We start from the raw sequence: 23921 nt of genomic DNA, 5'->3' as shown, positions 1-23921 counted from the left end.
GACTCCTTTCCATTGTCGTGTTCCTACTATTAAAAGAGGATTCATACAAATCGTAGCTAATCATATCCATTCAGAAAACGTTTGTCAAGAAAAGCAAATGAAAAGTATGGTGTTATTCTTTAAATTCTGCCAAGATATCTTCACCCGAAACCGTGCAAACTGCACCGTCTTGGATCAAATGATGACATCCGATAGAATGTTCTGTTAAAATATTTCCTGGAACAGAAAAAACTGTTCTTCCAAGATCCAATGCTTGCTGTGCTGTTATCAGAGAGCCGCTTTTTTTCTTGGCTTCAAAGACACATGTTCCTTTAGACAAAGCTGCGATAATACGATTTCTCATTGGAAAACGATGCTTTTTCGGGCCGGATTGAGGAGGATATTCACTCAAAAGAAGATGATCATTTGCAATCACCTCTTGCAGGTCACGATTTTCAGCAGGATAAACTTGCTCTATCCCTGTTCCAATGACCGCGATTGTCCGTCCACCATGAGAGATTGCTGCTTGGTGACTGTAGGTATCTATCCCTTTCGCGCAGCCACTGACGATCACATATCCAGCTTCTACCACTGGTTTTAGTAAATAATACACTGTTTTTTTTGCTAAAGCAGAAGTACGTCTTCCACCAACAACGCTCAACATATTACAAGAAAGTAAAGACAGGTCACCACTGTAAAACAGGACAATTGGCGGATAGGTCAAGTGAAGCAACTGAGGGGGATAGTTGGGATCAAAGCAAGTAACAAACGACTGTTTCGATTGGATATTGTCCCAATTATTGTGAATTTCTTGCCAACTTGTACGGAACAGCTCCCGATGTGCGGTGATTTTTCCTATCTTAACGATGTCTTCAAATCCGATTTCCTTGTAAGGATACTGCATCATCCAGTTAGCAAGTGCCCATTTTCCTTGGCTACTGATTCCTTTTGCATAAGCAAGTTTCAATAAATTTTCTTCTATTTGATACATCATAAAACCGCCTTTCGTCTCTCTTTTTAATAAGATACGTAAAAGCGGCTGTTTTTTATTGTAAATATTTTTTTACAGGTGCAAAACTTTTGCGATGGATTGGCGTAATCCCTTGTCTTTCAAGTCCTTCTAAGTGTTCCTTTGTTCCATAGCCTGCATTATGCGAGAAACCATACCCAGGATAAAGCACGTCATATTCTTTCATCAATTGGTCTCGATATACTTTAGCAATGATACTTGCAGCCGCAATCGACACAGATCGTGCATCCCCTTTGATTATTTTTTCCTGCTGTATAGGCAAATCCAAGGTCATCGCATCGATCAACAAATAGCTTGGTGCAATAGACAAGTTTTCTACTGCTTGGATCATCGCCAATTTACTTGCTTCATAAATATTCACTTCATCGATTGCCTGCTGATCAATGATTCCGATCCCGATGGCCAAAGCTTTTTCTTGAATTTGTTGAGAAAGAAGTTCTCGTTTTTTCTCTGATAACTGTTTTGAATCATTCAGCCCTAATATGATCTCATTTTTCGGCAAGATAACTGCAGCTGCCACGACAGGTCCAGCTAACGGTCCTCTTCCTACTTCATCAATGCCGGCAATCCATTGATGACCTTGTGCGTACCCTTGTTTTTCAAAGCAAAACATTTCTTCATATTTTTCCTTGATCAATGCCTCTTTTTTCAATCGTCGTTCAAAAGAAACTAGCGCTTGCTGTACGCCTTTGCGTGGATCGTTTCTCAATGATTCTAGTGTAGGATCATCTATTCTCTGTATGCTTTTCAATCGTTCTTTGATACTTTGGATGGATTCAGTCATCGCTTTTTTGCTCCATTTCTTCGCAACGATCCAATGTGTATCGACCAAGTTTTCCTTGACGGATATCATGCACGACTAGTTCGCTGCCGCGATCATAGTCTTCTTTATACCCACGTTTTGCTGTGATATCCATCAGCAATTCCGGTGCCAATTTTTCTTCTTGCTCGATTGGCAAACCATAACGATCGCTGATTCTTCCTGAATAATATCGGGCAAAAAAGTCCAATCCGTAAATCGCCAAATCATCTAAATGGACAAGTTGGTCTTTGATGGCGCCTGTCAGCGCTAGTTTTTTGCCGATTTCTTCATCTTCAAATTTAGGCCATAAAATCCCTGGTGTGTCTAACAATTCCAACTCGTTACCCAAACGAAGCCACTGCTGACCTTTTGTTACACCTGGTTTATTTCCTGTCTGAGCAATTTTTTTGCCTACTAGTCGATTCATCAACGTAGACTTTCCAACATTCGGAATACCCAACACCATTGCCCGAATAGCGCGAGGCTTGATCCCACGAGCAGCGTCTCTTGCTCGTTTTTCTTTCAACGCTTCTTTAGCTGCAGGTACTAGCCCTTTGATTCCTTTACTTTCTTGTGCCGTGATAGCTAACGCAAGGTGGCCTTGCTTACGAAAATATTCTTGCCACAGCTTTGTCTGTTGTGGATCTGCCAGATCCGCTTTATTCAACAAAACAAGCCGAGGCTTTTGCTGAATGATCTGATCTAGCATTGGATTACGAGAAGATAAAGGTAAACGTGCATCTACCAATTCAAATACGATGTCCACATATTTCATTTTTTCAGAAACTTCTCGTCGGGCTTTTGCCATGTGTCCTGGAAACCATTGGATGGTCATTGTTCTCTCCATTCCTTTCATATCGGAATATTCTCCGACTTTACTTGTTTTTTATTTTTCAATACATATTCACTTTTTCTATTATAAAAAAATCCTATCTATTAGTTAAGTGAAAGTGAACCAGTCCTCATTCTATCACATCTTCTCTTTTTTGATGATGTAAATTTTTTATTTTGATTTCTGTATACGAGCCTGATTTTTTGACAGCGCTTCCTAAATAAGAGATGATGGACGAACAAAGCAGAAAGGAGACGAAACAAATGAATAGTATGGTTTTTGTTAATTTTCCTGTTGCCGATGTCAATCGTTCCGTTGCTTTTTATGAAAAGCTTGGGTTTAAAAAAAATGAAGAATTCTCTACTGAAGAAGCTAGTTCAATGGTGTGGGATGACACTTTTTGGGTGATGCTCCTCTCTCATGATTTTTATAAAAAATTTATAAAAGATAAAGAAATAGCCGATAATAAAAAAACAAGTGGTGCTTTGATTTCGTTTAGTATGGACAACGCGGACAAAGTAAAAAAATTCGCTCAAATTGCAAAAGAAAATGGTGGTACTTTCCACGAAGTCGATATGGGAATACCTGAAGAAGAAATGTTTTCATTAGAAGTCCAAGATTTGGATGGAAACACATTAGAACCCGTATGGATGAAGATGTAAGCAGATAACAAAACTGACGTTTTTATAACAAAAAAATAGAGATGGGTGATACGATAAGTATTCTCCACCTCTATTTTTTTCGATCGTACAATTACCTTTTTTACAGTTTATAAAATCAGTCTTCTTCTCCTTTTATTAGTCGTTGGATGGTTACTTTTGTAAATTGCAAAGGTGTCATGACACATTGGCGATTTTATGGTATCCTTTTCTTATTAACTGACAAAGGAGAGAATATTTTGAACACTTTGATTGCAAAAGACGTTTTTAGATTGCCTGAAATGAATGCAAGATTGTTATCGACCTCTGCCCTTTTATTAGCCCTTGATGTCATCTTATACAAGATAGCGATTGGTCCTGCTTATTTTCAAGTCACATTCGGATTTTTAAGTATGGCGCTTATGGGTTATCTATATGGGCCGATCTGGGCTGGTTTGCTTGAAATGTTGTCGAACACTTTGAATTTCACAATATTTGGTTCAGGTACGTTTCAAGCTGCTTTTCTTATCACAGCATTCCTTGGTGGGTTTATCAATGGCTTATTTTTATATCATAAAAAGATAAATCTGCTTTCCGTCATCGCCGCCCAACTATTGATTATGATTCCAGTTAGCCTTTTTATCAATTCTTGGCTGATGTCTGTTTTGTTTGGTGCAGATTTCAAAGTGATTTTTCTAGGTAGGGTTATCAGGAATATGATCCAGATTCCTATTCAAGTAACAGTCGTTTATTCATTTATCAAAGCTTTAGAGGCTAGAAAAGTGTTTAAACGAGCTGTTTGATTTTATGTACTAAGGTAATATGCTGATTTTGGACCAAACGATAAAGAGGTTGTGACAAAAGAATGGTCACAACCTCTTTATTATTTCTCACTGGATCCATTTTATTTCATCAAGCGGATAATACACGAATCTTGCTTTACCTAAAATATCCGTTTTATTGATCGTACCAAATGAGCGGCTATCTTTTGAAACTCTTCGATTATCTCCAAGTACAAAGTAACTATCTTCGGGAAGCTTCGATTGTCCCGTCAGTTCTTGTAGTGTGAAGTCCGTCGTATAGGACGCATTTGCATGATCTGACTTCATGTTTTTAGTTAGATAAGGCTCCTTCACTACTTTTCCATTGATCTTCAATTGATCATTTTGGTAGCTAACATTTTCTCCTGGAAGCCCAATTACTCGTTTGATATAAATCGTCCCATCTGCTAATTGAAAAACAACAATATCAAATCGTCTGATCTCCGAAAATTTTTCCATCACAACCATGTCGCCTTGTTTCAAGACATTTTCCATTGAATTGCCTTCTACTGGTACAGGGATGAACAAAAATCCCCGCAACATGAACGCAATGAATACAGAAACAAGTAAGTATTTGAATATAAGCCAGAAGCGATCAATATAGCGTTGTTTTTTTGTCAATCTCTATCAATCCATCCCTCGTTTTTTCATTCTTTCTTTATTATAAGAAAAATATCAAAAAAATGCGACTAGATAGCTGAAATAAAAATAATTCTTTCTATCAAACTGTTGGACAAAAAGCGCTTGGATCATAAATGGAAAGCCAATTTTTATAAGTCATGATTGTTCTCTAAATATTTTTCCCAGGCTTCGTCAAAAATATCCATGGATGGCAAATAGTCGACATTCAATTCTAGATAACTAGAAATTTCTTCGTAGCTAGAGCTGTGCTTAGGGAATTGGATATCTTTACCGGCTTCTGTAGCAAAAATAGATAAAGTATCATGTGCACCACCGCCTCGCAGTGTCATTAAATAGTGAAAAAAGCTTCGATTCACCCTTCGTTCCTCCAATTTTCTTCAATAAAGGCAGCCCGGCGTGCATGGTTTCTTTTAAAATTTTCAGGATGCTTTTTATAATACTCTTGATGGTCTTCTTCTGCTAGATAAAATGGTTGGGCTGGTTCGATTTTCGTAACGATTGGCTGTTCGAAACGTCCACTTTCAGCTAGCTGTTTCTTACTTTTTTCAGCAATGATCCGTTGTTCTTCTGTCAAATAAAAGATGACCGGACGGTAATTGTCGCCGCGATCCTCAAATTGTCCAAAAGCATCAGTCGGATCCGTTTGCTGCCAGTAAAGTTCTACTAACTGTTCATATGAAATCAATGTTGGATCATAGATAATCTCCACTGCTTCCGTATGTCCAGTCGTTTGGCTTTTTACTTGTTCATAAGTTGGATCTGGTACGTGTCCTCCAGTATATCCTGACATCACTGTATGAATACCAGGAAGCGTATCGAAAGGTTGGATCATGCACCAGAAGCAGCCTCCTGCAAATATTGCTCGTTCCATTATTATTCCTCCTCTAATACTATTCATTTGATGTTTTTTTGTTCTCTTTTGTTTTGCTTTCAGTACTGCTGTTGCTAGTTTTGTTTGTATTTGAGTTGTTTGAAGCATCAGAGGTATCTTTTGGCAAATATAAACTAAATCGAATGTCATCATTTACTAAGTCGATTTTATCTGCTTTAATATACATCCCGTTTTGCATTCGGAATTGATCTAATCTAAGCATGATAGTCAAATCATCTGTATTAACTTCGATCCAATCTGGCAATTTATAGTTTCTCTTGATCATATTCATCACATCTTTGATTGGCAAACTTAATGTTCCAATAGAAAGACTTCTAGCTTTTAGTTGGACATTTCCATTTTCCATCACATAAGGATCAAAATATAAATAGAAATTGATAGGAAAACCTAATACTTCGAAAGTACCATTGAGCAGTGCTTCATTTTCCAAATAGAATTTATATTCGATATCACTATCTTTTTGATACTCACTAAGGAAAAAACTAATGATTTGATTGACTTTTTCTTTATTTGAATTGATCGTGAGGACAGGATCGCCTTGCCTTTCCGTGAGGGCAGGTATTTCTGGGAGTTCTGGTTCCCGATTAGCAAAAATACGGCTACCTAAAAATACTGTCGAACCGAGTACTAACCCAAGAAGGATAAGAAAGGCGACTTTCCAGTAATTCGTTTTCTTTGCTTTGTTTGAAGTTGCTCCAGATCTTGTTTTCATGTTTTTTAATCGTCCTCCTTCTCTAGCCATTGGTTTTGTGTCTCGATCAGCTGATCTCTCACTGCATTTGCCATTAATTGATAACCTAAATTATTCGGATGGAAATGATCTTCTTCGTAAAGCACATTGTTTTTGATACCATTTAGATTTTCTGTCGTGCTAGTTGTTTGATCTGTGCCTTCTTCTGTGACACCTACTTCTTGATTCAATCCTTGATAAAGCAAGTCGTTGATTGGGATAAAGTAGCAGTTCGGCATTTTTTTCGTCACCGTTTCTGTTCCTTTGTTCCAATTATTAACGATGGTCTGCATGTCAGTGATTTCAGGAAAGTTCAAATAAAATGGATTGTAGATGCCTAAAATATAAATTGGCGCGGTTTTATTGAGGGATCGAAATTCTTCCAATAGTTCTGTGACATTTTCCTGATAGTTTTTCAGCGGTTTTTTAAAGGAATTGACCGTTAACCCGAACAAATTATTTTGGATAACTTTCATCAAATCATTTCCGCCAACAGTCAGCGTGATAAAATCAGCTGTTTTGATATTGTTTCGAATTTCTTCTTTTGTTTTTACTCGCTTTAAGATCTGGTCACTTCGTTCACCATTTACACCATAGTTTTCTGTTTCAACCGCAGTCAAATTATAACGGTCTTTTAGATCATTTGCGACAAGGGGAACGAAGCCTCCTTGTTTGGTTTGATCTCCTACTCCTTCAGTCAGCGAATCTCCGATAGCTATGTAGTGAAGTTTTTCTTTTTTATTTGGATCTTCTCTCACAGTAGTTACTGGTTTCATTAGAGGGCCAGCTTTCGGTATGGAAGCAGCTAGACCTGCATAGATGATGATCGCAATTAATAATGGGAACAAAACGAGGATCAAATGTCGTTTCGTTAATTTCATCTTTTCACCTCTTGTATTCGATTGGTCTAATGTTATCAAAAATTTTATCAAAAAGGTAGTCTTTATGAAAAAAGAAAATAATTATTTTCCTATTTTTACAAAGAAAAAGAGAATAAGCTAAAAGCCTTGCAGGCTGAGGGCTTATCCTCTTTTTGACTAGTCTACGTAATACATGATTGCAAACGCGTCTTTCCCAGTATGCGTAGCGATAACCGGATTCGTATGCAGTACAGGGATATGCATATCAGGAAACAATTCTTGCAGACCTTCTTTGAATTCTTGTGCCAATTCTTTTGCATCCGCATGTGAGATGCCGATTTGCCGCACATTTGGCAATTCTTTCAGTTCGTTTTTCAAATTATTGAACCATTTGTCGAACGTTTTCTTTCCTCGCCCCTTCGTTACAGGAATCAATTCAGAGTGGGCGAAATTCATCACCACGCGTATGTTCAAAACACTAGACAGTAAACCAGTCGTTCGGCTAATTCTTCCACCTTTTACCAAGTTGTCTAGTGTGGAAATTCCGATGTATAATTTTGTATGATCTTGTACTTTTTTGACTTCTTCAAGGATTTCCTCTACTGATTTACCTTCTTTTGCTAATTCAGCTGCTCGAATTACCTGAAACGATAATCCTTGGTCAGTGGTATCACTGTCGATAACCGTTACTTTCGTTTTTGTTAAATTACTAGCTTGTCTTGCTGCTTCTACTGTTCCACTCAAGCCTTTTGTCATGTGGATCGAAATCACTTCACTGCCGTCTTCTCCTAACTCATCATACATTGAGATGAATTCTCCAATCGGTGGTTGGCTGGTTTTTGGCAGATTTTTTGCTTTCGCCATCATTTCCATAAATCTTTCACCGTCTAATTGGTCATCATCCGGATATACTGTTCCGTCGATCATGATGGATAGCGGCATGACACGAATGCCTAAAGCGTCGCGTATGTTTTTTTCCATCGTACATGAAGAATCTGTTACGATTTTTACGTTTGTCATTATTTTCTCTCTCTTTCTTTAACAAGATGCCTTATTCATGTTAAACTACATGTAAGACAATTTCTATTTTTAGTATAACAGACAAATAATGATTTTTCATTAATTACACCTAGTAAAGGAGCCGTTTTCATGGAAAAAACGAAATTTAATCGAACGTATGAAATATTAAATGAAGTGTTTAATGCAATCACCCATGGAATTGGGACTGGATTGAGTATCGCAGGACTAGTGATTCTTTTGATAAAGGGTGCCCACTTGCATTCCTCTCTCCATATTGTCTCTTATGCTATCTATGGATCGATGATGATTCTTTTATTTTTAACGTCTACGTTGTTTCATTCATTGATTTTTACAAAAGCAAAAAAGGTGTTCCAAGTATTCGATCATAGTTCGATTTTTCTTTTGATTGCAGGAAGTTATACTCCTTTTTGTTTGCTGAGTATCCGAGGATGGCTAGGTTGGACTTTATTTGTATTGATCTGGTTGTTTGCGATTCTTGGCATTATATATAAAGCGTTGACGTTGCATAAACGCGAGAGAGTATCAAAAGTATCTACGATCATCTATATTTTTATGGGGTGGCTCTGTGTCGTGGCTGCTGTTCCTCTTTATCATTCTCTTGGAATGACTGGTGTTATTTTGATGGTGGCAGGCGGCCTTTCTTACACGATAGGCGCATTCTTTTATAGTTTGAATTCTATCCGCTATATGCATGTTGTTTGGCATTTGTTTGTTATGTTAGGTGCAGGTTTTATGTACTTCTCTGTTTTATTCTTTACTTAATAAAAAAGCTATTGATGGGTCAGCTCTAATAAAAGCTGTTCCATCAATAGTTTTTTTTATCGTCTATTCGCCTGTCCCTTTTTTTAAAGGATTCTCATTACGCTGATAGGTTTCAAATTGATGCGGGTAACGATTTTTTTCATCTATTTCTCCTTGACTCGTATTGATCAATGACCAATCAGACCAGTCAACAGGTGGAAAATAAGCATCTCCATCAAATATATGATGGATGACTGTCCGGTATAATATCGTACAAAATGGTAGAAATTCTTGATAAACAGCTGAACCTCCAGCGATGAAAAAAATACCGTCTGTTTCTTTTTCCAAGGCAAGCACTTCTTCTACACTATGCATAACATGCACGCCTTCTGCTGTATAGGAAGGATCTCTAGTCAAAACAATCGTTTGACGATTCGGCAACGGACGGCTACCCATCCCTTCGAAAGTTTTACGTCCCATCACTAATGTATTTGCTTCTGTCATTTGTTTAAAGAATTTCAGATCATTTGGCAAACGCCAAGGAAGACGGTCTTCTTTTCCAATCAATCCGTTTTCGTCCTGTGCCCAAATTGCAGCTAACATTTTCTCATCCTTTCTGATTTTAAACAGCGATAGGCGCTTTGATCGTTGGATGTGGGTCATATCCTTCTAACTGGATATCTTCCATCTCAAAATCAAATACTGACTGCTTTTCCTGATTCAAAGCTAAAGTTGGAAATGCGCGTACTTCTCGGCTTAATTGTTCTTTCATTTGTTCGATATGGTTGATATAAAGATGAGCATCTCCTAATGTATGAACAAATTCTCCCACCTCTAAACCTGTTTCATGTGCAATCAAGTGAGTCAGCAACGCATAACTTGCAATATTGAACGGAACACCTAGAAAGACATCCCCGCTACGTTGATACAATTGGCAGCTTAACCGTCCCTCTTGCACATAAAATTGAAACATCGTATGGCAAGGAGGCAAAGCCATGCTAGGAACATCTTCTGGATTCCATGCAGAGACAATCAATCTTCTAGAATCAGGTGTCTTTTTGATTGCTTCGATCACTTCTTTGATTTGATCGATAAAACCGCCGTCTTTTGTCTCCCAATGCCGCCATTGATAACCGTAGATGTGACCAAGATCACCGTATTTCTCAGCAAAGGAATCATCTGTTAGGATCTTTTCGCAAAAAAGTTTGCTCTGCTTTTTGTATTCTTCATTGAATTCAGGATCTGTCAAACTTCTATGTCCAAAATCAGTCATATCTGGTCCGTTATAATCTGTACTTTTGATATAGCGTTCAAATGCCCACTCATCCCAAATATGGTTTTTATTTTGTAATAGATAGCGGATGTTCGTATCTCCTTTTAAAAACCAAAGCAGTTCGCTTTTGATCAAGCCAAAAGGTACTCGTTTCGTTGTTAACAAAGGAAACCCTTTTTGCAGATCAAACCGCATTTGGTACCCGAATAAACTTAACGTGCCCGTGCCCGTTCTGTCTTCTTTACGATGTCCTTCTTCCAACAATTTTCTTCCTAAGTCAAGATACGCTTGTTCCATCCCTTTTCCTCCTAATCTTCTGCCCATTCACTCAAATATTCCCAACGTGCCATTTTTTCTTCAAGTTGTGCTTCTGTCTCAGATACGTCGTTTTGCAATTCCTGTAACCGAGTGAAATCATCACCTTGATGATTCATCTCTTCTTGGAGCAATGAGATTTTTTCTTCAAGTTCTGCAATATCCTCTTCAATCGTTTCCCATTCTTTTTGCTCCATATAAGATAATTTTTTCTTTCCAGCAGGTTCCTTGCTCTGTGTTTTTGGCTTCACTTTTTCAGCAGGCTGCTGGAGTTCTTTTTGCTTCAGCAAATAACTGGACATGTTTCCATAATAAAGTTCTTGTTTTCCGTTTCCTTGGAATACCAATAGCTTATCTGCTACCTTATCCAAGAAATAACGGTCATGGGAAACAGTGATTACAGCACCTGGGAAACTTCTGAAATAGTCTTCCAAAATCGTCAATGTTGCTATGTCCAAATCATTGGTCGGTTCATCCAATAATAACACATTGGGTTGTTGGATCAGCAGTTTCAACAAAAACAATCGCCGTTTTTCTCCGCCTGAAAGTTTGCCAATCAGTGTCCCATGCATAAATCTCGGAAATAAAAATCGTTCAAGTAATTCTGCTACCCCGATTTGACTGCCATCAGCCGTTTTTGCTTCTTCAGCAGCTTCTTGCAAGTAAGCAATCATCCGTTTATCTGGTGCCATTTCTTCATTTTCTTGTGTATAATACGCAAGCCGAACCGTTTCACCGATAGAAATTGTACCGCTATCCAGAGGAATTCTGCCAGCTAGAATATTAAGCAATGTCGATTTCCCTGCCCCATTTTTACCAGTAATTCCTAGCCTTTCCCGAGATTGGATCAGCAAATCTAAATGTTCTAGCAGTGTTTGGTCATTTATACGGTAACTGCCATCTTTGATTTCCAGTACTTTTTTTCCTAAACGTTGTGTCGCTAGATTCAATTCTAAGTCATCTTCTTGGTTTACTTGATATAAATTCTCCTTTAGATCTTCGAAACGGTTGATTCGTGCTTGCTGCTTGGTACCGCGAGCCTGCACTCCTGCCCTCATCCATGCTAGTTCTTGCTTATAAAGCCGCTTGCGCTTTTCTTCTTGTTCTACTTCTACACGATCACGTTCTGCTTTTTCTAAGACGTAAGCTTCATAATTTCCTTTGTACTCGTATAATTTCCCAAATGAAAGTTCGAAGATCCGGTTTGCTACTCTATCTAGAAAATACCGATCGTGGGTAACCATCAGTAGAGCGCCACGGTATTGTTTCAAATAGTTTTCCAACCACTCGATCGCTTGATAATCCAAATGGTTTGTTGGCTCATCTAGTAATAATAAATCGGGTTCATCAATCAGCACTTGAGCTAAGCTAACTCGTTTTTTCTGTCCACCCGATAGCGTATTGATTTTTTTATCTAATTCACTGATTCCTAATTTTTGCAAAATAATCTTCGCATTGGTATCTGTGGTCCAAGCATCTTCTTTATTCATTTGTTCTTCTGCTTTAGCATAACGTTTTTGCACATTAGGGTCTTCTCCATTTTCCCCTAGTTCGATCAATGCTTCCTCATATGCTCGAACAGTTTGGATCAAGGGACTGTTTCCCTGAAAGACTGCTTGGAGAACAGTTAGTTCATCAGAAAATTCAGCTGCTTGAGAAAGATAACCTATACGGTAATCAGTTGGATAAAACACTGTTTGCCGATCGCCATCGCCGCTATCGATACCAGCAATAATATTTAAGAGACTTGTTTTACCCGTCCCGTTCGTCCCAATCAACCCGATACGGTCTTTTTCGTGGATCAAAAAAGAAATCTGGTCAAACAAATCTTTTTCACCATAAGTTTTTTTGAGGTCAGTTACTTTTAATTCTTTCAACGTGTTCCCTCCTTATCTTGGATATTGTATCATAAAAATAGTGAACTTCAGGAAAAATTTTTTCGAATTTGTTCTTTTTGTGTTCCAAAAAAAGAACAGGACCGATCCGATCCTGTTCTGACATGTTTTGTTTTTATCGTTCTTGAAAATCTATTTTTTTTATTTCGTTGCGCTCGATTTTTTTGACTTTGCTCGAAACGCAAATCGGAAAGAAAAGTTATCTGACGGTTTGTTCATCGTATAAGATTCTAACAAATTGATATTCCTACGGTAGCTATTCGCAGAAAACGTCGTGATTTTCTCAGCAACTTCGTATTCATCAATGATTTTTCTTTCAAGATAATAACCTCTCAGCATTTTTTTCGTAAACAGGCTATCTTGCTGGATCATCCACGAAGAAATCAAATTCCCCGAGCTCATTTTTATTCCCTCAAGTTTGCGTTGCTGGATAAAAAATTGAAGCATCGTTTCATCATAAATGTCAGTCAAGTTATCTAAACTTTCAATAATCAATTGGGTATTTTTTTGATATGTCTCCCTGATTTCTTGGATATCTTCATCACTAATAAATGTCTGACGATCCGCATACCTTCTTTGCCAAAACATTTTTGGATGGAGAACGATTCGCATCAACCTACGGACAACAATGAACCAAAAGCCGATAAAAGATAAAAATTGACTGGTGATCGAATGTTCGAACCGGGAAAGAAAACGGGAATAAAAGCGATAACCATTAGAAGAAAGTTTACCCGAACGATAACTTTCATCTAATCCGTCGCGTTCGATCGACAAAATCAGCGCTTGTATTTCTTGTACTTCTTGCTTTTCATCATCGGTTAAATCTTCCAAGTACAGATCACGTATCCGTTCCTGGTAATTTTCTATCACTGCTTCAGTGGCTAAAAATTCTTTTGTATCACGATCAATTTCCTTTATTTCTTTTCGCAAAACTTCAACGACCTCTTCTAAGATCATCAAAGCATTCAAATCCGTGCTTTTCGCTTTCTCTGTTTCCGTCAGCATAGGCAAGACAATGATCCCTATGACCAAAGTCACTAAGATGACACCGGCCGTCAGAAACAAAAGTAAAGATCGCTGGTAAAACATCATATTATTGATCGAAAAGGGCAAAATAAAGATCGTAGCCAAACTGACTGTTCCCTTTACACCGCCAAATGTCAAAATCAAGATCTCGTTCAACTGTTTTTTGAACTTTTTACTGCCATCTTTGAATACATAAAAAAGACTGATGGAAATGAATCTAATCACAAAAAGCATAATAGAGATCAATACGATAATTGCTAACAAAAGACCGTTTGGATATAAACCGTCGCCCCATACCGGCGAGAATACTTGTGTCAGTTCGATTCCTAAGAATATAAACACTAATGCATTCAGTGTAAAAGCAATAGTTGTCCATGTACTGTGGGACAAACTCGATAACTCTGCATCAAACACGGTGATTCTCCTAAAACCAGAAGCTTGGAGAATACCTGCTGCCACTGCAGCAATGATCCCAGATACATCAAATGCCTCTGCCAATACATAGGCTAGAAAAGGAAGCAAAAGTTCGATCAGCAGATACCCTGTGACATCTTGTGCCGATGCTTTTTCAATCAAATGGATTATTTTTTGTTTGAACCAGACAAGCAAAAAACCGATCAAAGCTCCACCAATACTGGAGACCACTAAACTCATCCCAGCATTTACTGCGGAAAAAGAACCGGTGATCAGCGCACCAAGAGCAAACTGGAAGGCAGTAACACCAGATGCGTCATTCAACAGGCCTTCTCCTTCTAAAATATGCATTGCTTTTTTAGGGATATTCACCCGTCCAGAAAGCGAACTGACTGCTACCGCATCTGTCGGACCTAACGCTGCTCCAAAAGCAAAGCAGGCAGCAAGAGGGACACTTGGCAACAGGAATGACAACGTCGCACCTACGCCGACAAGGGTCAAAATGACTCCGCCAAATGCCAAGAACAGAATCGTCCCGAAATTTTTGAGAATCGAAGAAATATCTGCTTTTTCTCCTTCTCTAAATAATAATGGTGCAATGATCATAACCAAGAACAATTCAGGTTCAAAATCAACTGATTGTCCCCACTCTGTCAGACCTAATACCACTCCAAGGAAAATTTGGATCAGTGGAGCTGGGATCATTGGCAAAATGCGGCTAGCTATGTTCGATAAGGTGATCGTTACTGCAAATACAATAACTAACTCAGCAAATTCCATCGTTCATCCCCTTTATTTTTTATTTTGTGTAAGCATTTTTAAAAATTGTTCTTTTTTCTTTAAAATTTTGGTTTCCACTACTTCAACTTGTGTTTGATTTCCCTCTAATTCACACTGTACACGTTTTGACTCCAAACGAAGCAGATCATGTTTCAGACGTTCCAACTGACGATACATCAATATATTTCTTTTACGCAACTTACAAAGTATTTGACGGCGGTCATCCATCGAAAGGGCGCCATAGCGATCATGCAACAGTTTTTTTTGTTGTTCAAAACTTTCTCTCATTTTCTAGATCTCCTATACACAAACTTCCATCATTATAGCAAAGTTCTCTTTGAATGAAAAATATTTCATTGTTTCATCGTTTATTGCTAGTTAGAAATTTCCATAAATTTTTCAACGCCTCATTCTATTCCAAATAGTCTCAGATATCAAGTAAAACTTAAGAAAGATAAAAGTTTCTAACAAAAATAATATCCGTTTTTTTATCATTTCCTCCTTGTTCCTTTGTCATAACAAAAAAAAGACTGTGACAAAAATCTTGTCACAGCCCCTTATTCTGAATAAATGGTGTTCTAGAGACAGCCTATCAGCCATAAGGCACGATGTTGTAAAATATGAGAAGCTATTTTTCAACATCACTTCTTATCGCTCCTGCGGTTACTCGTCGCAATTTTTTTGTTAGAGTTTTCATCATCGCTCAAGGCTGAATGTCTCTTTCACAACCTCATTTTTTGCGTAAAATCAATTTATTCGAAAAATTCTCCGTATACATCTTCTACACGTTGGTCTGGGTTGATTACGATGTACAAGTTACCTGTTTTTTCGCTGATTTTTGTAGATTGGTATTGGTTGTCTAATCCTTCTGTTCCTTTATCTAGATATGGGAAGTATACAAGATCAGGTGTTCCATTGCGATAAAGGATTTCCATTCGTTCGATATCTTCGTATTTCAATGCACGATTAAACATGCCCATTTCCAGTCCACCTAAGTTGATATCATGTGTCGCAACTGCGTCCCCTTCATGGAAGATTTCGATTTTAAATCCGGCACATGGATGGATTTCAACAAATTCACTGCCGTTGATCCGTCCAAAACTTGTTGTGATTTGTTTGATCCAAAGATCGCCGATGTGGCGGCGGTTAATCGTCCATGTTTCTCCATTTCTAAAATAAAATTTTAGCGCTGTCATTTCTTTACTCATTAAAAAGACTCCTTTATGATGTAATTTATTCTTGTACTTCCTCAGTTTAGCACAAATTTATGTAAGTGGTCACATTTTATGTTTTTTCTTCTAATGACGTATCTGCCCAGTTTAAGTAGCTAGCCAAGCTGAGCAGATACAGTCTAGCTTTTTTTAAATCAATTTTTCTTTCGATAAAAAATCCAAAACCTGTTTTTTATCATTTTCTATTCTTTGTTCTACGACAGCTTTTTCAGCTGATTGCAAAGCTTCACTAACCCACTTGCCAGGTTTTTTTCCACTTTCTTCCAGCAAGATTTTACCATCTACAGCTAATTCGCTTAATGACTTGATAGGTAAACGATCATAGGATTCTTCTACGACATCCATCTGTGGTGTTTCATCAAAATAAGTCATCAATTCTTCTACTTGCAATGCATGCTCTTTGCCTAAGAAGTATAATTCGAACGGTTCTAAAACTCCAGTTTTTCGTTGACGCAGTCCTTGAACAAGTGCTTGGACATCCTTGATCATTTGATTGGAACACTTCCACGATTTCAAAAAGGAGCGGATTTCATTTTCTTTTAGATCCAGTTGACTGATTAATAATGTCCATGCTTGACTCTCTTCTTTCAATGGAACCGAAGGTAATTCAGCAAAGCGTAAAAGTGCTTCACCTTCTTCTCTCAAACCAGGGCAGCAAATATAACATTCTGTTTCAATGAATGCATGGATTCCTACAGACCGTTCATTTCCCAAAAGCATCTTGATGAATTCCACATTTATACGTTCTACAGATATTTTGCTTAATAGCTCGTGGTTTTCTTTGATGGCGTAGAAGGTTTCTTCCTCTAATTTGAATCCTAATTGACTGACAAAACGCAACCCGCGCATCATTCGCAAGGCATCTTCATGGAACCGCTCATGAGGATTGCCTACAGCTCGCAAGATTTGTTCTTCTAAATCTTGCAGACCATCGAACAAATCGATGATTTCGCCGTCTTCTTTCAAAGCAAAGGCATTGATTGTAAAATCTCTTCGTTTTAAGTCTTCTTCCAACGAACGAACGAATTCTACATGATCTGGTCTGCGGTAGTCTTGATAAGTTGATTCCGTCCGAAATGTGGTGATTTCATATTGTTCATCGTTTTCTAATACCAATACAGTCCCGTGTTCGATCCCGATATCTATCGTTTTTGGAAAAAGCTGTTTGATTTCTTCTGGAAATGCGCTTGTTGCGATATCCACATCATGGATCGGCTGGTTCAACAAGATATCACGAACACTTCCACCTACAAAATAAGCTTCATATCCTGCATCTTCTAATTTTTTCAGAACTGGAATTGCCTTTTGGTATTCCAGAGGTAATTGTTTTAATTTCATTTTTCCAACCTTTCCTGCGTGTTTCTTGTACTGAGATAAGCAATCAGTTGCATGATGCCTGATTGATACGTCCGTTTTAGTGGCTTCAAAGCACAACCCACTTCATCTTTTTTACTTGTCCTTCCGTTCAAAGCGGTTATGGTCTCTTTGATTGAATTTTTCCATATTTTTTTCAAAAACATCAGTTAAGTCGATATTCAATGAATTAGCCATGATCATCGTAACGAATAAAACATCTCCAAGTTCTTCTGCTACCGAGTTATCTGGTTCCGAAGCTTTTTTGCTTTTTTCTCCATAAGTGTGGTTGACTTCTCTGGCCAATTCACCTACTTCTTCCGTTAATCGAGCCAGCTGAGCTAATGGAGAGAAATACCCGACCTTGAATTGTTGGATATATTCATCTACTTCCTGCTGCATACTGTATAAAGAACGTTTTTCATCCATCTTTTTCCCTCCAAAACTATCTTACCAAAACTTTAACGCAAATCCTAGATAAGAGCAATTGAGAAAATCGAATTTCCATGCTACATTTAGGAAGGATTTTCTAAATGGAGATTCTGTGAAAATACATAATTGAAAGCTGGGATTCATATGGCCACACGGAAAACAGTAAAAGAAGTACTTTTTATTATTATAGGAACGAGTATTTACGCATTTGGACTTGTTTATTTGAACATCGCTAATCACTTAGCAGAAGGGGGCGTCTCAGGGATCACCTTGATCTTGAGAGCTTTATTCGGAATTGATCCAGCTTATACGACTTTATTAATCAATATCCCGTTGATTTTACTAGGGGGAAAGATCCTCGGAAAACGTTCTTTAGCCTACACTGTTCTAGGTACACTCTCTTTGTCATTCTTTTTATGGATCTGGCAACGGGTTCCGCTAGAAATCAATTTACAGCATGATCTACTGATCGTTTCTCTACTTGCGGGTTTGGTTGCAGGGGTAGGAAGCGGGATCGTCTATCGGATGGGTGGAACAACAGGCGGAAGCGATATTATCGCTCGGATTTTAGAACAAAATTACGGCATCTCCATGGGGCGTTCTCTATTGGCATTCGATATCATCGTCTTGCTTGCTTCCTTAACCTATATCGACTTGAAACGCATGATGTATACATTGATCGTTTCCTATGTTTTCAGTCGCGTAATTGATTCAATCTTGGATGGTGGGTATTCTGCAAAAGGTCTGCTTGTCGTCTCTAACAAAAGCGAAGAAATTGCACCGCTGCTGATGACCGGTCTGCAAAGAGGTGTCACCTTCCTCTCTGGCGAAGGCGCATTCTCTGGAAATTCAAAAAAGATCATCTACATGGTCGTTAGTTCTAGTGAATTAACGGAAGCCAAGAGAATTGTCCACGAGATTGACGAAAAAGCTTTTCTGTCGATCATTAATGTGCATGAAGTTGAAGGGCAAGGGTTTACCTATTTGAAGCCACAAACAAGATTACTGAAAAAACGATAAAAAAGACAAGGGGTAGCTGTGAGGAAAGATTCCAAATCCAGCTGCCCCTTGTCTTTTTTGGTATGATTCATTTTTAGCTAATTATTATGTTCGCTTACTCGATTATTTTTCTTTTGCGTCTGCAAAAGGATTTTTCGGTTGACTTCATCAGACAATTTCAAAAATGCATCCCTGTCTCCATCTTCTAGCGCTTGATCGATTTGAGCATAAAGCATATTTAGTTTTGCTGCTTCTTCTTTTTCTTGAAAATATCGCTCGATCAATTCAGTATCTTCTTCACTAACAGAAGCATCCCAAGAAGAAAATGGATTATCTTCTAAGATCGATAGATATTCTCTTGTCTGCCAAGCATTCTCAAATAGACATTCCACATATAAGGGTTTCTTCCAATTCAATCGGATCTCATGAAAAATCTGATCTGTATCCGTAAATTCTTTTCCCTGCAAAAACAATTTCATTGGTTCCCCTTCAACAGATAGATCACTGATTTGCAGACCTCGATCCGCAAAATTTGCCCCTTCTACAAAGTGGACATTACTTAAAATCGCTTCATGATTGGCAAGATAATTCAAGATCCAAAAAACTTCTCTTCGGCTAAAAGATACATGATTGACCATCCACGTTAAAAAATTCTTCTTTTCCCGTACATCAATTAGCATTTTTCTCACCTCTCTGTTAGATCATCTAATAATGACAGTGCCTCCATATCTCCTGGTTCAAGTTTTAAATAATGAGTCAATAATTCTTGCGCTCTTTTTAGCTGTCCTTCTTCTCTTAAGAAAAAGGCATATTCTTTCAAGAAATCTGGTTCATGAGATAGTTCATGATAAGCTTGTTCATAGTGTACAGCTGCAACTGTGAAGTCTTCTAATTCATTATAAGCATGCGCTAGATTCCATTCCGCATACGGATTAGCAGTTTCTTCCATCTGATTGATCACTTGTATCACATCTTCATATCTTTCATCATCCAAGTAAAGATTGCTTAAAGTAAGTAATGTTTCATCTTGTTTGTCTCCTACTTCTAAAGCTTTCAGCAAGAGTTCCTCTGCTCGCTGTTTGTCGTGGAGACGAAAAGCATTTTCAGAGGCTAGATGATAAAGTTCAACTTGGTAAGGATTTTCTTTGATTCCTTCTTCTAACACTGTTTGCGCTTCTTCAACCATTTCTTCTTCTTGAAGAGCTTGTCCTAGATATAGATATAACGATTGATAATGCGGATTGACTTCTCGAAGTTCTTCCAGATAGTTGATTGCCTGCTGATTTTCTTTTAATTGGAGATTCGTAAAGGCTAGCTGGAACAGTCGATCATCTGTCTTTTCTTCTTTCAATGCTTCTTCTAAAGGTGCGATAGCTGCTTCAAATTCACCTTGCATGCTTAAGGATTGCCCTAAACGTTCTTGCATCGAGATTCCTGACATCTCGTTTATCCCACTTGCCAACAATGTTTCATAAATCACTGCTGCCTCTTTGAAACGATCGACTGAAAAATACAATTCAGCTAGTGCAAACTGGATCAATGGTTCATCCGGTAGCAACCCTGCCGCTTCTTTCAATTTTGCTTCACTTACTTCAGGAATCCCGATGACTTGGTACAAATCAGCTATCGCCAATAAGCTTTGCGGATAGTAATCACTTTCCTTATCCACTTTTTCCAAGTATTCAAAAGCTAGGTCAATCTCATTGTCTTCGATTGCAATTTCTGCTAGGGGGATGTTTAGTCCGTCATTTTCTGGATATTGGTTGATTAATTGTTCAAAAATCTGTTTTGCTTCGATCAAAAAGCCAATAGCTAGCAATTCTTCCCCTAGTTCAGCTAATATATCTGCTGGATCTTCTTTTAATGCTTTTTCTAAAAAGAGTTGTGCTTGTGCCAGATCTTCATCTGATAAAGCTTGCAACATTTTTTCGCTATTTGTATTCATTTCAATTCCCTCTTATCTCGCTGACGATTTGTTGAAATACCGTCATTGTTCTCAACAATTCTTTTTCGTTTGGTCGTTGGTATCCGTCTATTATACCTATTTTTTCTAAAACAAGTATTTTTTTGCTTTTTTCTGCCAAGAAAAGGACTTTTTCCAAATACTCCATCTTTGAAATCTGTTCCAACCATTGGATAGGATAGCCAAGCAAGTCTAGCCATACAAAAAAATTTTTTAGTTGGAAATCAAAAGGATAGGCTTGGAGATTCCACACGAAATGAAACATCATCCCTAAGAATTTTTTCATACTAGCAGAAAGCAAGTGCCCATTTTCAGTCAGATAAAAAGCTTGTTCAAACAGTTTACCATAATTTGACAGATTTTCTGCCTCTAATTGATAAAAATAAATCATTTCTTCGATCATCCCGGCAAATGGCCGGGTCGTTAATTGCTTTTTATTTGGATAGTTTTTATACAAATTTTGTAAAAAACGGTGATCACAAATCATTCCGCAACAGATAAAAGTCAAAAAGTCAATCTGTTTTCCGTCCACTTGCCGCTCGCTGATCGTTTGATCATAAACGATGCGTTCTGGCATGTTGATGGTTTGCAGCACGACACGATTCGGTAGCTGCAAAATCGTTCGCTGTGGAGTTAATGCTCGGCTCAGCGAACGGATCGACACAGGAATCAGCCAAAGTGATGAATCAAGGATTGTATGTTTTTGAAAAAAACCTGCCAGATCCATGATCCCTTCATTTCCAAATCCGATAACAAACATGGATTGATTTTCGGGATAGCGTTTGGTGAAATCAAGCAAGTTCTTCAATTCTGTTAAATGATTACATTGAGTATTGGCACAAATGTACCAGTCATTATTTGCCTGATTTGCAAATAATGGGTTAATCTTATCTGCAAACAAATCATAATAACGCTGATTTGTTAAAAACAAGATGGGTTGATCGATCGAAAGTGCTCTTAGTTGACTGACAAGCGTTTCTCCGTAGAACACTTTCGTCAATGCTTCTTCTACTTGATAATCAAGTTCCATGCGCATCCCTCCTCTTCTTATTTTTATTTTACCATTAGTAAGCAAAATCTAGAAAAGATAAGGGCAAAGTCCACCTCTTAACTTGGAAATAAATAAAAATTAAATAAAATACATGTGTTTTTTATGTATGACATACGGATTCGAAATCTTTGTCTCTTAATTGACTTTTTCTGCTAGGAAATAAAAAGAAAAGCACTTGTAGCCCTAGAGCCACAAGCGCTTTTTTACTGTCTTATTTAACAGCGTCTTTTAATGCTTTACCTGGTTTGAATGCAGGTACTTTGCTAGCTGGAATTTCGATTTCTTCACCAGTTTGTGGGTTGCGACCTTTGCGAGCTGCGCGTTCGCGAACTTCAAAGTTACCAAAACCGATTAATTGAACTTTTTCGCCGTTAGCTAAAGCATCTTGAATAGTTGAAAATACAGCATCTACTGCTGCAGTTGCATCTTTTTTAGTTAAATCAGTAGCTGAAGCAACTTTTTCGATTAATTCTGCTTTGTTTGCCATGGATAGATTCACCTCCTCCACAAGAGATATGATAGAAATATCATTTAGTTAAAACTTTCTGAGTGGTCCAGAAGTTTAAAAAGAAATATTGATTAACTTCAATATTCTGTTATCACGATATCATATGAACCGCTTAATAGCAAGGTTTTTACCAATTTTCATATGCTTTTTTTAGTCATAGAAACGTAACAAACAAAACTGTCTTTTTCTTTTGAAAAAAAAACGTTGATATGGTAAAATGCCTATTTTCTTCTACGAGGGATGATTCGAATGGATGTCCCTTCAAAAGTAAATGCTTTTCTGATTTGATTTTCTAAGAAACGCTCATAAGAAAAGTGCATCAATTCCTCTTCATTGACAAAAACAACAAATGTAGGCGGTTTGACAGCAACTTGTGTAGCATAAAAAATCTTCAGCCGTTTTCCTTTATCTGTCGGTGTTGGATTGATGGCTACAGCATCCATAATGATATCATTCAAAACAGCAGAAGAGATACGAAGATTCTGGTTCATACTTACTTGTTCGATCATTTCAGGAAGACGTTCCAACCGTTGTTTAGTCACTGCAGAAACAAAGACGATCGGTGCGTAATCTAAATATCGGAATTCATCACGGATCTCTTGTTCGAAATCACGCATCGTATTGGTTTCTTTCTTCACAAGATCCCATTTATTCACAACGATAATGACACCACGACCAGCTTCATGAGCGTAACCCGCTACTCGCTTGTCTTGTTCTCGAATCCCTTCTTCCGCGTTCAGTACCATCAAAACGATGTCAGAACGGTCGATCGCACGCATCGCACGCATCACGCTGTATTTCTCAGTATTTTCATATACTTTTCCGCGTTTACGCATGCCGGCTGTATCGATCATCAAGAATTTCTGTCCACTTTCAGAAACAAAGTGAGTATCGATTGCATCCCTTGTCGTTCCTTCAATATCCGAAACAATCACACGTTCTTCTCCTAAAATCGCGTTGATCAAAGAAGATTTACCAACATTTGGGCGACCAATCAAACTAAACTTGATCGTGTCGTCATCCTCTTCTTCAGTCTCTTCAGAGAAATACTTCACTGCTTCATCTAAAATATCGCCAATTCCTAGTCCGTGGCTTCCTGAAACAGGATAAGGATCGCCTAGTCCTAAAGAATAAAATTCATAGATATCATTTCTCATTTCCGGATTATCTACTTTATTGACTGCTAAAATCACTGGTTTATTACTTCTGTATAAAATTTTCGCAACCATCTCATCTGCGTCTGTCACGCCTTCGCGTCCGCTGACGACACAGATGATCACATCTGCTTCTTCAATCGCGATTTCTGCTTGATGTTTGATCTGATCCATAAAAGGTTCATCACCAAGATCAATTCCGCCTGTGTCGATCACGCTAAATTCTCGACCTAACCATTCGCCTTTTGCATAAATACGATCACGAGTTACTCCAGGAGTATCTTCGACAATCGAGATACGCTCACCAGCGATGCGGTTAAAAATCGTAGACTTACCGACGTTCGGGCGGCCAACGATTGCAATTGTTGGATTTGCCATATTATTTCCTCCTCACAAGTTTCCAATCTCACTTAGTTTAACGAATGCAATGCCAACTTTCAAGCATAGATTGTCAATTAAACGAAGTATTTTTATTTCTTAATGAAATACTCACCGCTTTTCAAAAGAAAAACTGAGAC

The 23921-nt window shown here is 38.0% G+C and carries 26 protein-coding genes; 4 read left to right on the top strand and 22 right to left on the bottom strand.

All coding sequences use genetic code 11. The features are described 5' to 3' along the window. Positions 1-112 precede the first annotated feature (112 nt). From dprA to ylqF, 3 genes are read right to left on the bottom strand one after another with little or no spacing between them, the layout of a single operon-like run. Positions 113-970 (bottom strand): DNA-processing protein DprA, encoded by an 858-nt coding sequence (gene dprA, locus RWU19_RS13790; RefSeq protein ID WP_123838003.1) that lies wholly within the window; start codon positions 968-970, stop codon positions 113-115. A gap of 55 nt (positions 971-1025) precedes the next feature. After that, positions 1026-1793, bottom strand: coding sequence for a ribonuclease HII (locus RWU19_RS13785; RefSeq protein WP_002290214.1), 768 nt, complete (start codon positions 1791-1793; stop codon positions 1026-1028). Further along, positions 1786-2646, bottom strand: a complete 861-nt coding sequence (gene ylqF / locus RWU19_RS13780) for a ribosome biogenesis GTPase YlqF (protein WP_002309567.1) — start codon at positions 2644-2646, stop codon at positions 1786-1788. Before ylqF ends, RWU19_RS13785 begins: the two co-directional genes overlap by 8 nt. Before the next feature lie 260 nt (positions 2647-2906). Between ylqF and RWU19_RS13775 the strand changes: the two genes are divergently transcribed. Next, complete coding sequence (locus tag RWU19_RS13775; RefSeq protein WP_002290207.1) at positions 2907-3305, top strand: VOC family protein; 399 nt, start codon at positions 2907-2909, stop codon at positions 3303-3305. Between the two features lie 236 nt (positions 3306-3541). Next, a complete protein-coding gene (locus tag RWU19_RS13770) occupies positions 3542-4084 on the top strand; it encodes a folate family ECF transporter S component (protein ID WP_002315205.1) in 543 nt (180 codons plus the stop codon). Between the two features lie 87 nt (positions 4085-4171). On the opposite strand, the gene lepB is transcribed toward RWU19_RS13770, so the two are convergent. The 6 genes from lepB to RWU19_RS13740 all read right to left on the bottom strand — a co-directional run bounded on the left by lepB (position 4172) and on the right by RWU19_RS13740 (position 8246). Beyond that, positions 4172-4723 (bottom strand): signal peptidase I, encoded by a 552-nt coding sequence (gene lepB, locus RWU19_RS13765; protein ID WP_002290203.1) that lies wholly within the window; start codon positions 4721-4723, stop codon positions 4172-4174. 149 nt (positions 4724-4872) lie between these two features. Next, positions 4873-5100, bottom strand: coding sequence for a YozE family protein (locus RWU19_RS13760; RefSeq protein ID WP_002309571.1), 228 nt, complete (start codon positions 5098-5100; stop codon positions 4873-4875). After that, positions 5097-5615: a peptide-methionine (S)-S-oxide reductase MsrA gene (gene msrA, locus RWU19_RS13755; RefSeq protein WP_002288397.1), complete on the bottom strand. Its 519-nt coding sequence runs from the start codon at positions 5613-5615 to the stop codon at positions 5097-5099. Before msrA ends, RWU19_RS13760 begins: the two co-directional genes overlap by 4 nt. 19 nt (positions 5616-5634) lie before the next feature. After that, on the bottom strand, positions 5635-6348 hold the full coding sequence (locus tag RWU19_RS13750) for a YpmS family protein (RefSeq protein ID WP_123837994.1): 714 nt from the start codon (positions 6346-6348) through the stop codon (positions 5635-5637). Between the two features lie 5 nt (positions 6349-6353). Next, entirely contained in the window at positions 6354-7247 is an 894-nt protein-coding gene (locus RWU19_RS13745; protein ID WP_010732778.1) for an SGNH/GDSL hydrolase family protein, read from the bottom strand. A 156-nt stretch (positions 7248-7403) separates the two neighbouring features. Beyond that, entirely contained in the window at positions 7404-8246 is an 843-nt protein-coding gene (locus RWU19_RS13740; RefSeq protein ID WP_002290196.1) for a DegV family protein, read from the bottom strand. Positions 8247-8375: 129 nt separating this feature from the next. Here RWU19_RS13740 and trhA point away from each other — a divergent pair, with 129 nt between their 5' ends. Further along, on the top strand, positions 8376-9029 hold the full coding sequence (trhA, locus tag RWU19_RS13735) for a PAQR family membrane homeostasis protein TrhA (protein WP_002290194.1): 654 nt from the start codon (positions 8376-8378) through the stop codon (positions 9027-9029). A gap of 63 nt (positions 9030-9092) precedes the next feature. On the opposite strand, the gene RWU19_RS13730 is transcribed toward trhA, so the two are convergent. The 8 genes from RWU19_RS13730 to RWU19_RS13695 form a co-directional block, all read right to left on the bottom strand. After that, entirely contained in the window at positions 9093-9611 is a 519-nt protein-coding gene (locus RWU19_RS13730) for a dihydrofolate reductase (protein WP_104876005.1), read from the bottom strand. 19 nt (positions 9612-9630) lie between these two features. Beyond that, a complete protein-coding gene (locus RWU19_RS13725) occupies positions 9631-10578 on the bottom strand; it encodes a thymidylate synthase (protein ID WP_002345052.1) in 948 nt (315 codons plus the stop codon). A gap of 11 nt (positions 10579-10589) precedes the next feature. After that, on the bottom strand, positions 10590-12473 hold the full coding sequence (locus RWU19_RS13720) for an ABC-F family ATP-binding cassette domain-containing protein (protein ID WP_002290190.1): 1884 nt from the start codon (positions 12471-12473) through the stop codon (positions 10590-10592). A gap of 159 nt (positions 12474-12632) precedes the next feature. After that, positions 12633-14711, bottom strand: a complete 2079-nt coding sequence (locus RWU19_RS13715) for a cation:proton antiporter (RefSeq protein WP_123837993.1) — start codon at positions 14709-14711, stop codon at positions 12633-12635. A 12-nt stretch (positions 14712-14723) separates the two neighbouring features. Beyond that, positions 14724-14999, bottom strand: a complete 276-nt coding sequence (locus RWU19_RS13710) for a hypothetical protein (RefSeq protein WP_002290188.1) — start codon at positions 14997-14999, stop codon at positions 14724-14726. Positions 15000-15463: 464 nt separating this feature from the next. Further along, on the bottom strand, positions 15464-15919 hold the full coding sequence (locus RWU19_RS13705) for a hypothetical protein (RefSeq protein ID WP_002290187.1): 456 nt from the start codon (positions 15917-15919) through the stop codon (positions 15464-15466). Between the two features lie 153 nt (positions 15920-16072). Next, on the bottom strand, positions 16073-17281 hold the full coding sequence (locus RWU19_RS13700) for a CCA tRNA nucleotidyltransferase (protein ID WP_123837992.1): 1209 nt from the start codon (positions 17279-17281) through the stop codon (positions 16073-16075). Positions 17282-17392: 111 nt separating this feature from the next. Then, positions 17393-17725, bottom strand: a complete 333-nt coding sequence (locus RWU19_RS13695) for a nucleotide pyrophosphohydrolase (protein WP_086310993.1) — start codon at positions 17723-17725, stop codon at positions 17393-17395. 147 nt (positions 17726-17872) lie between these two features. On the opposite strand from RWU19_RS13695, the gene RWU19_RS13690 reads away from it, so the two are divergent. Further along, a complete protein-coding gene (locus tag RWU19_RS13690) occupies positions 17873-18748 on the top strand; it encodes a YitT family protein (RefSeq protein WP_002290183.1) in 876 nt (291 codons plus the stop codon). Positions 18749-18825: 77 nt separating this feature from the next. On the opposite strand, the gene RWU19_RS13685 is transcribed toward RWU19_RS13690, so the two are convergent. The 5 genes from RWU19_RS13685 to der all read right to left on the bottom strand — a co-directional run bounded on the left by RWU19_RS13685 (position 18826) and on the right by der (position 23781). After that, positions 18826-19407 (bottom strand): ReoY family proteolytic degradation factor, encoded by a 582-nt coding sequence (locus RWU19_RS13685; protein WP_002335598.1) that lies wholly within the window; start codon positions 19405-19407, stop codon positions 18826-18828. A 5-nt stretch (positions 19408-19412) separates the two neighbouring features. Continuing rightward, a complete protein-coding gene (locus tag RWU19_RS13680; protein WP_002290180.1) occupies positions 19413-20672 on the bottom strand; it encodes a tetratricopeptide repeat protein in 1260 nt (419 codons plus the stop codon). Position 20673: 1 nt separating this feature from the next. Then, positions 20674-21720 (bottom strand): hypothetical protein, encoded by a 1047-nt coding sequence (locus tag RWU19_RS13675; RefSeq protein ID WP_002309590.1) that lies wholly within the window; start codon positions 21718-21720, stop codon positions 20674-20676. A gap of 232 nt (positions 21721-21952) precedes the next feature. Then, positions 21953-22228 carry an HU family DNA-binding protein gene (locus tag RWU19_RS13670; protein WP_002290178.1) on the bottom strand — a complete coding sequence of 92 codons (276 nt, stop codon included), beginning with the start codon at positions 22226-22228 and terminating at the stop codon, positions 21953-21955. A 242-nt stretch (positions 22229-22470) separates the two neighbouring features. Beyond that, positions 22471-23781: a ribosome biogenesis GTPase Der gene (gene der / locus RWU19_RS13665; protein WP_002290177.1), complete on the bottom strand. Its 1311-nt coding sequence runs from the start codon at positions 23779-23781 to the stop codon at positions 22471-22473. Positions 23782-23921 lie beyond the last annotated feature (140 nt).

Origin of the sequence: Enterococcus sp. 2STP (assembly GCF_032465635.1) — a bacterium.
In the GTDB taxonomy this organism is placed as follows: domain Bacteria; phylum Bacillota; class Bacilli; order Lactobacillales; family Enterococcaceae; genus Enterococcus_B; species Enterococcus_B lactis.
This window is presented reverse-complemented; position numbering and strand designations above follow the sequence as displayed.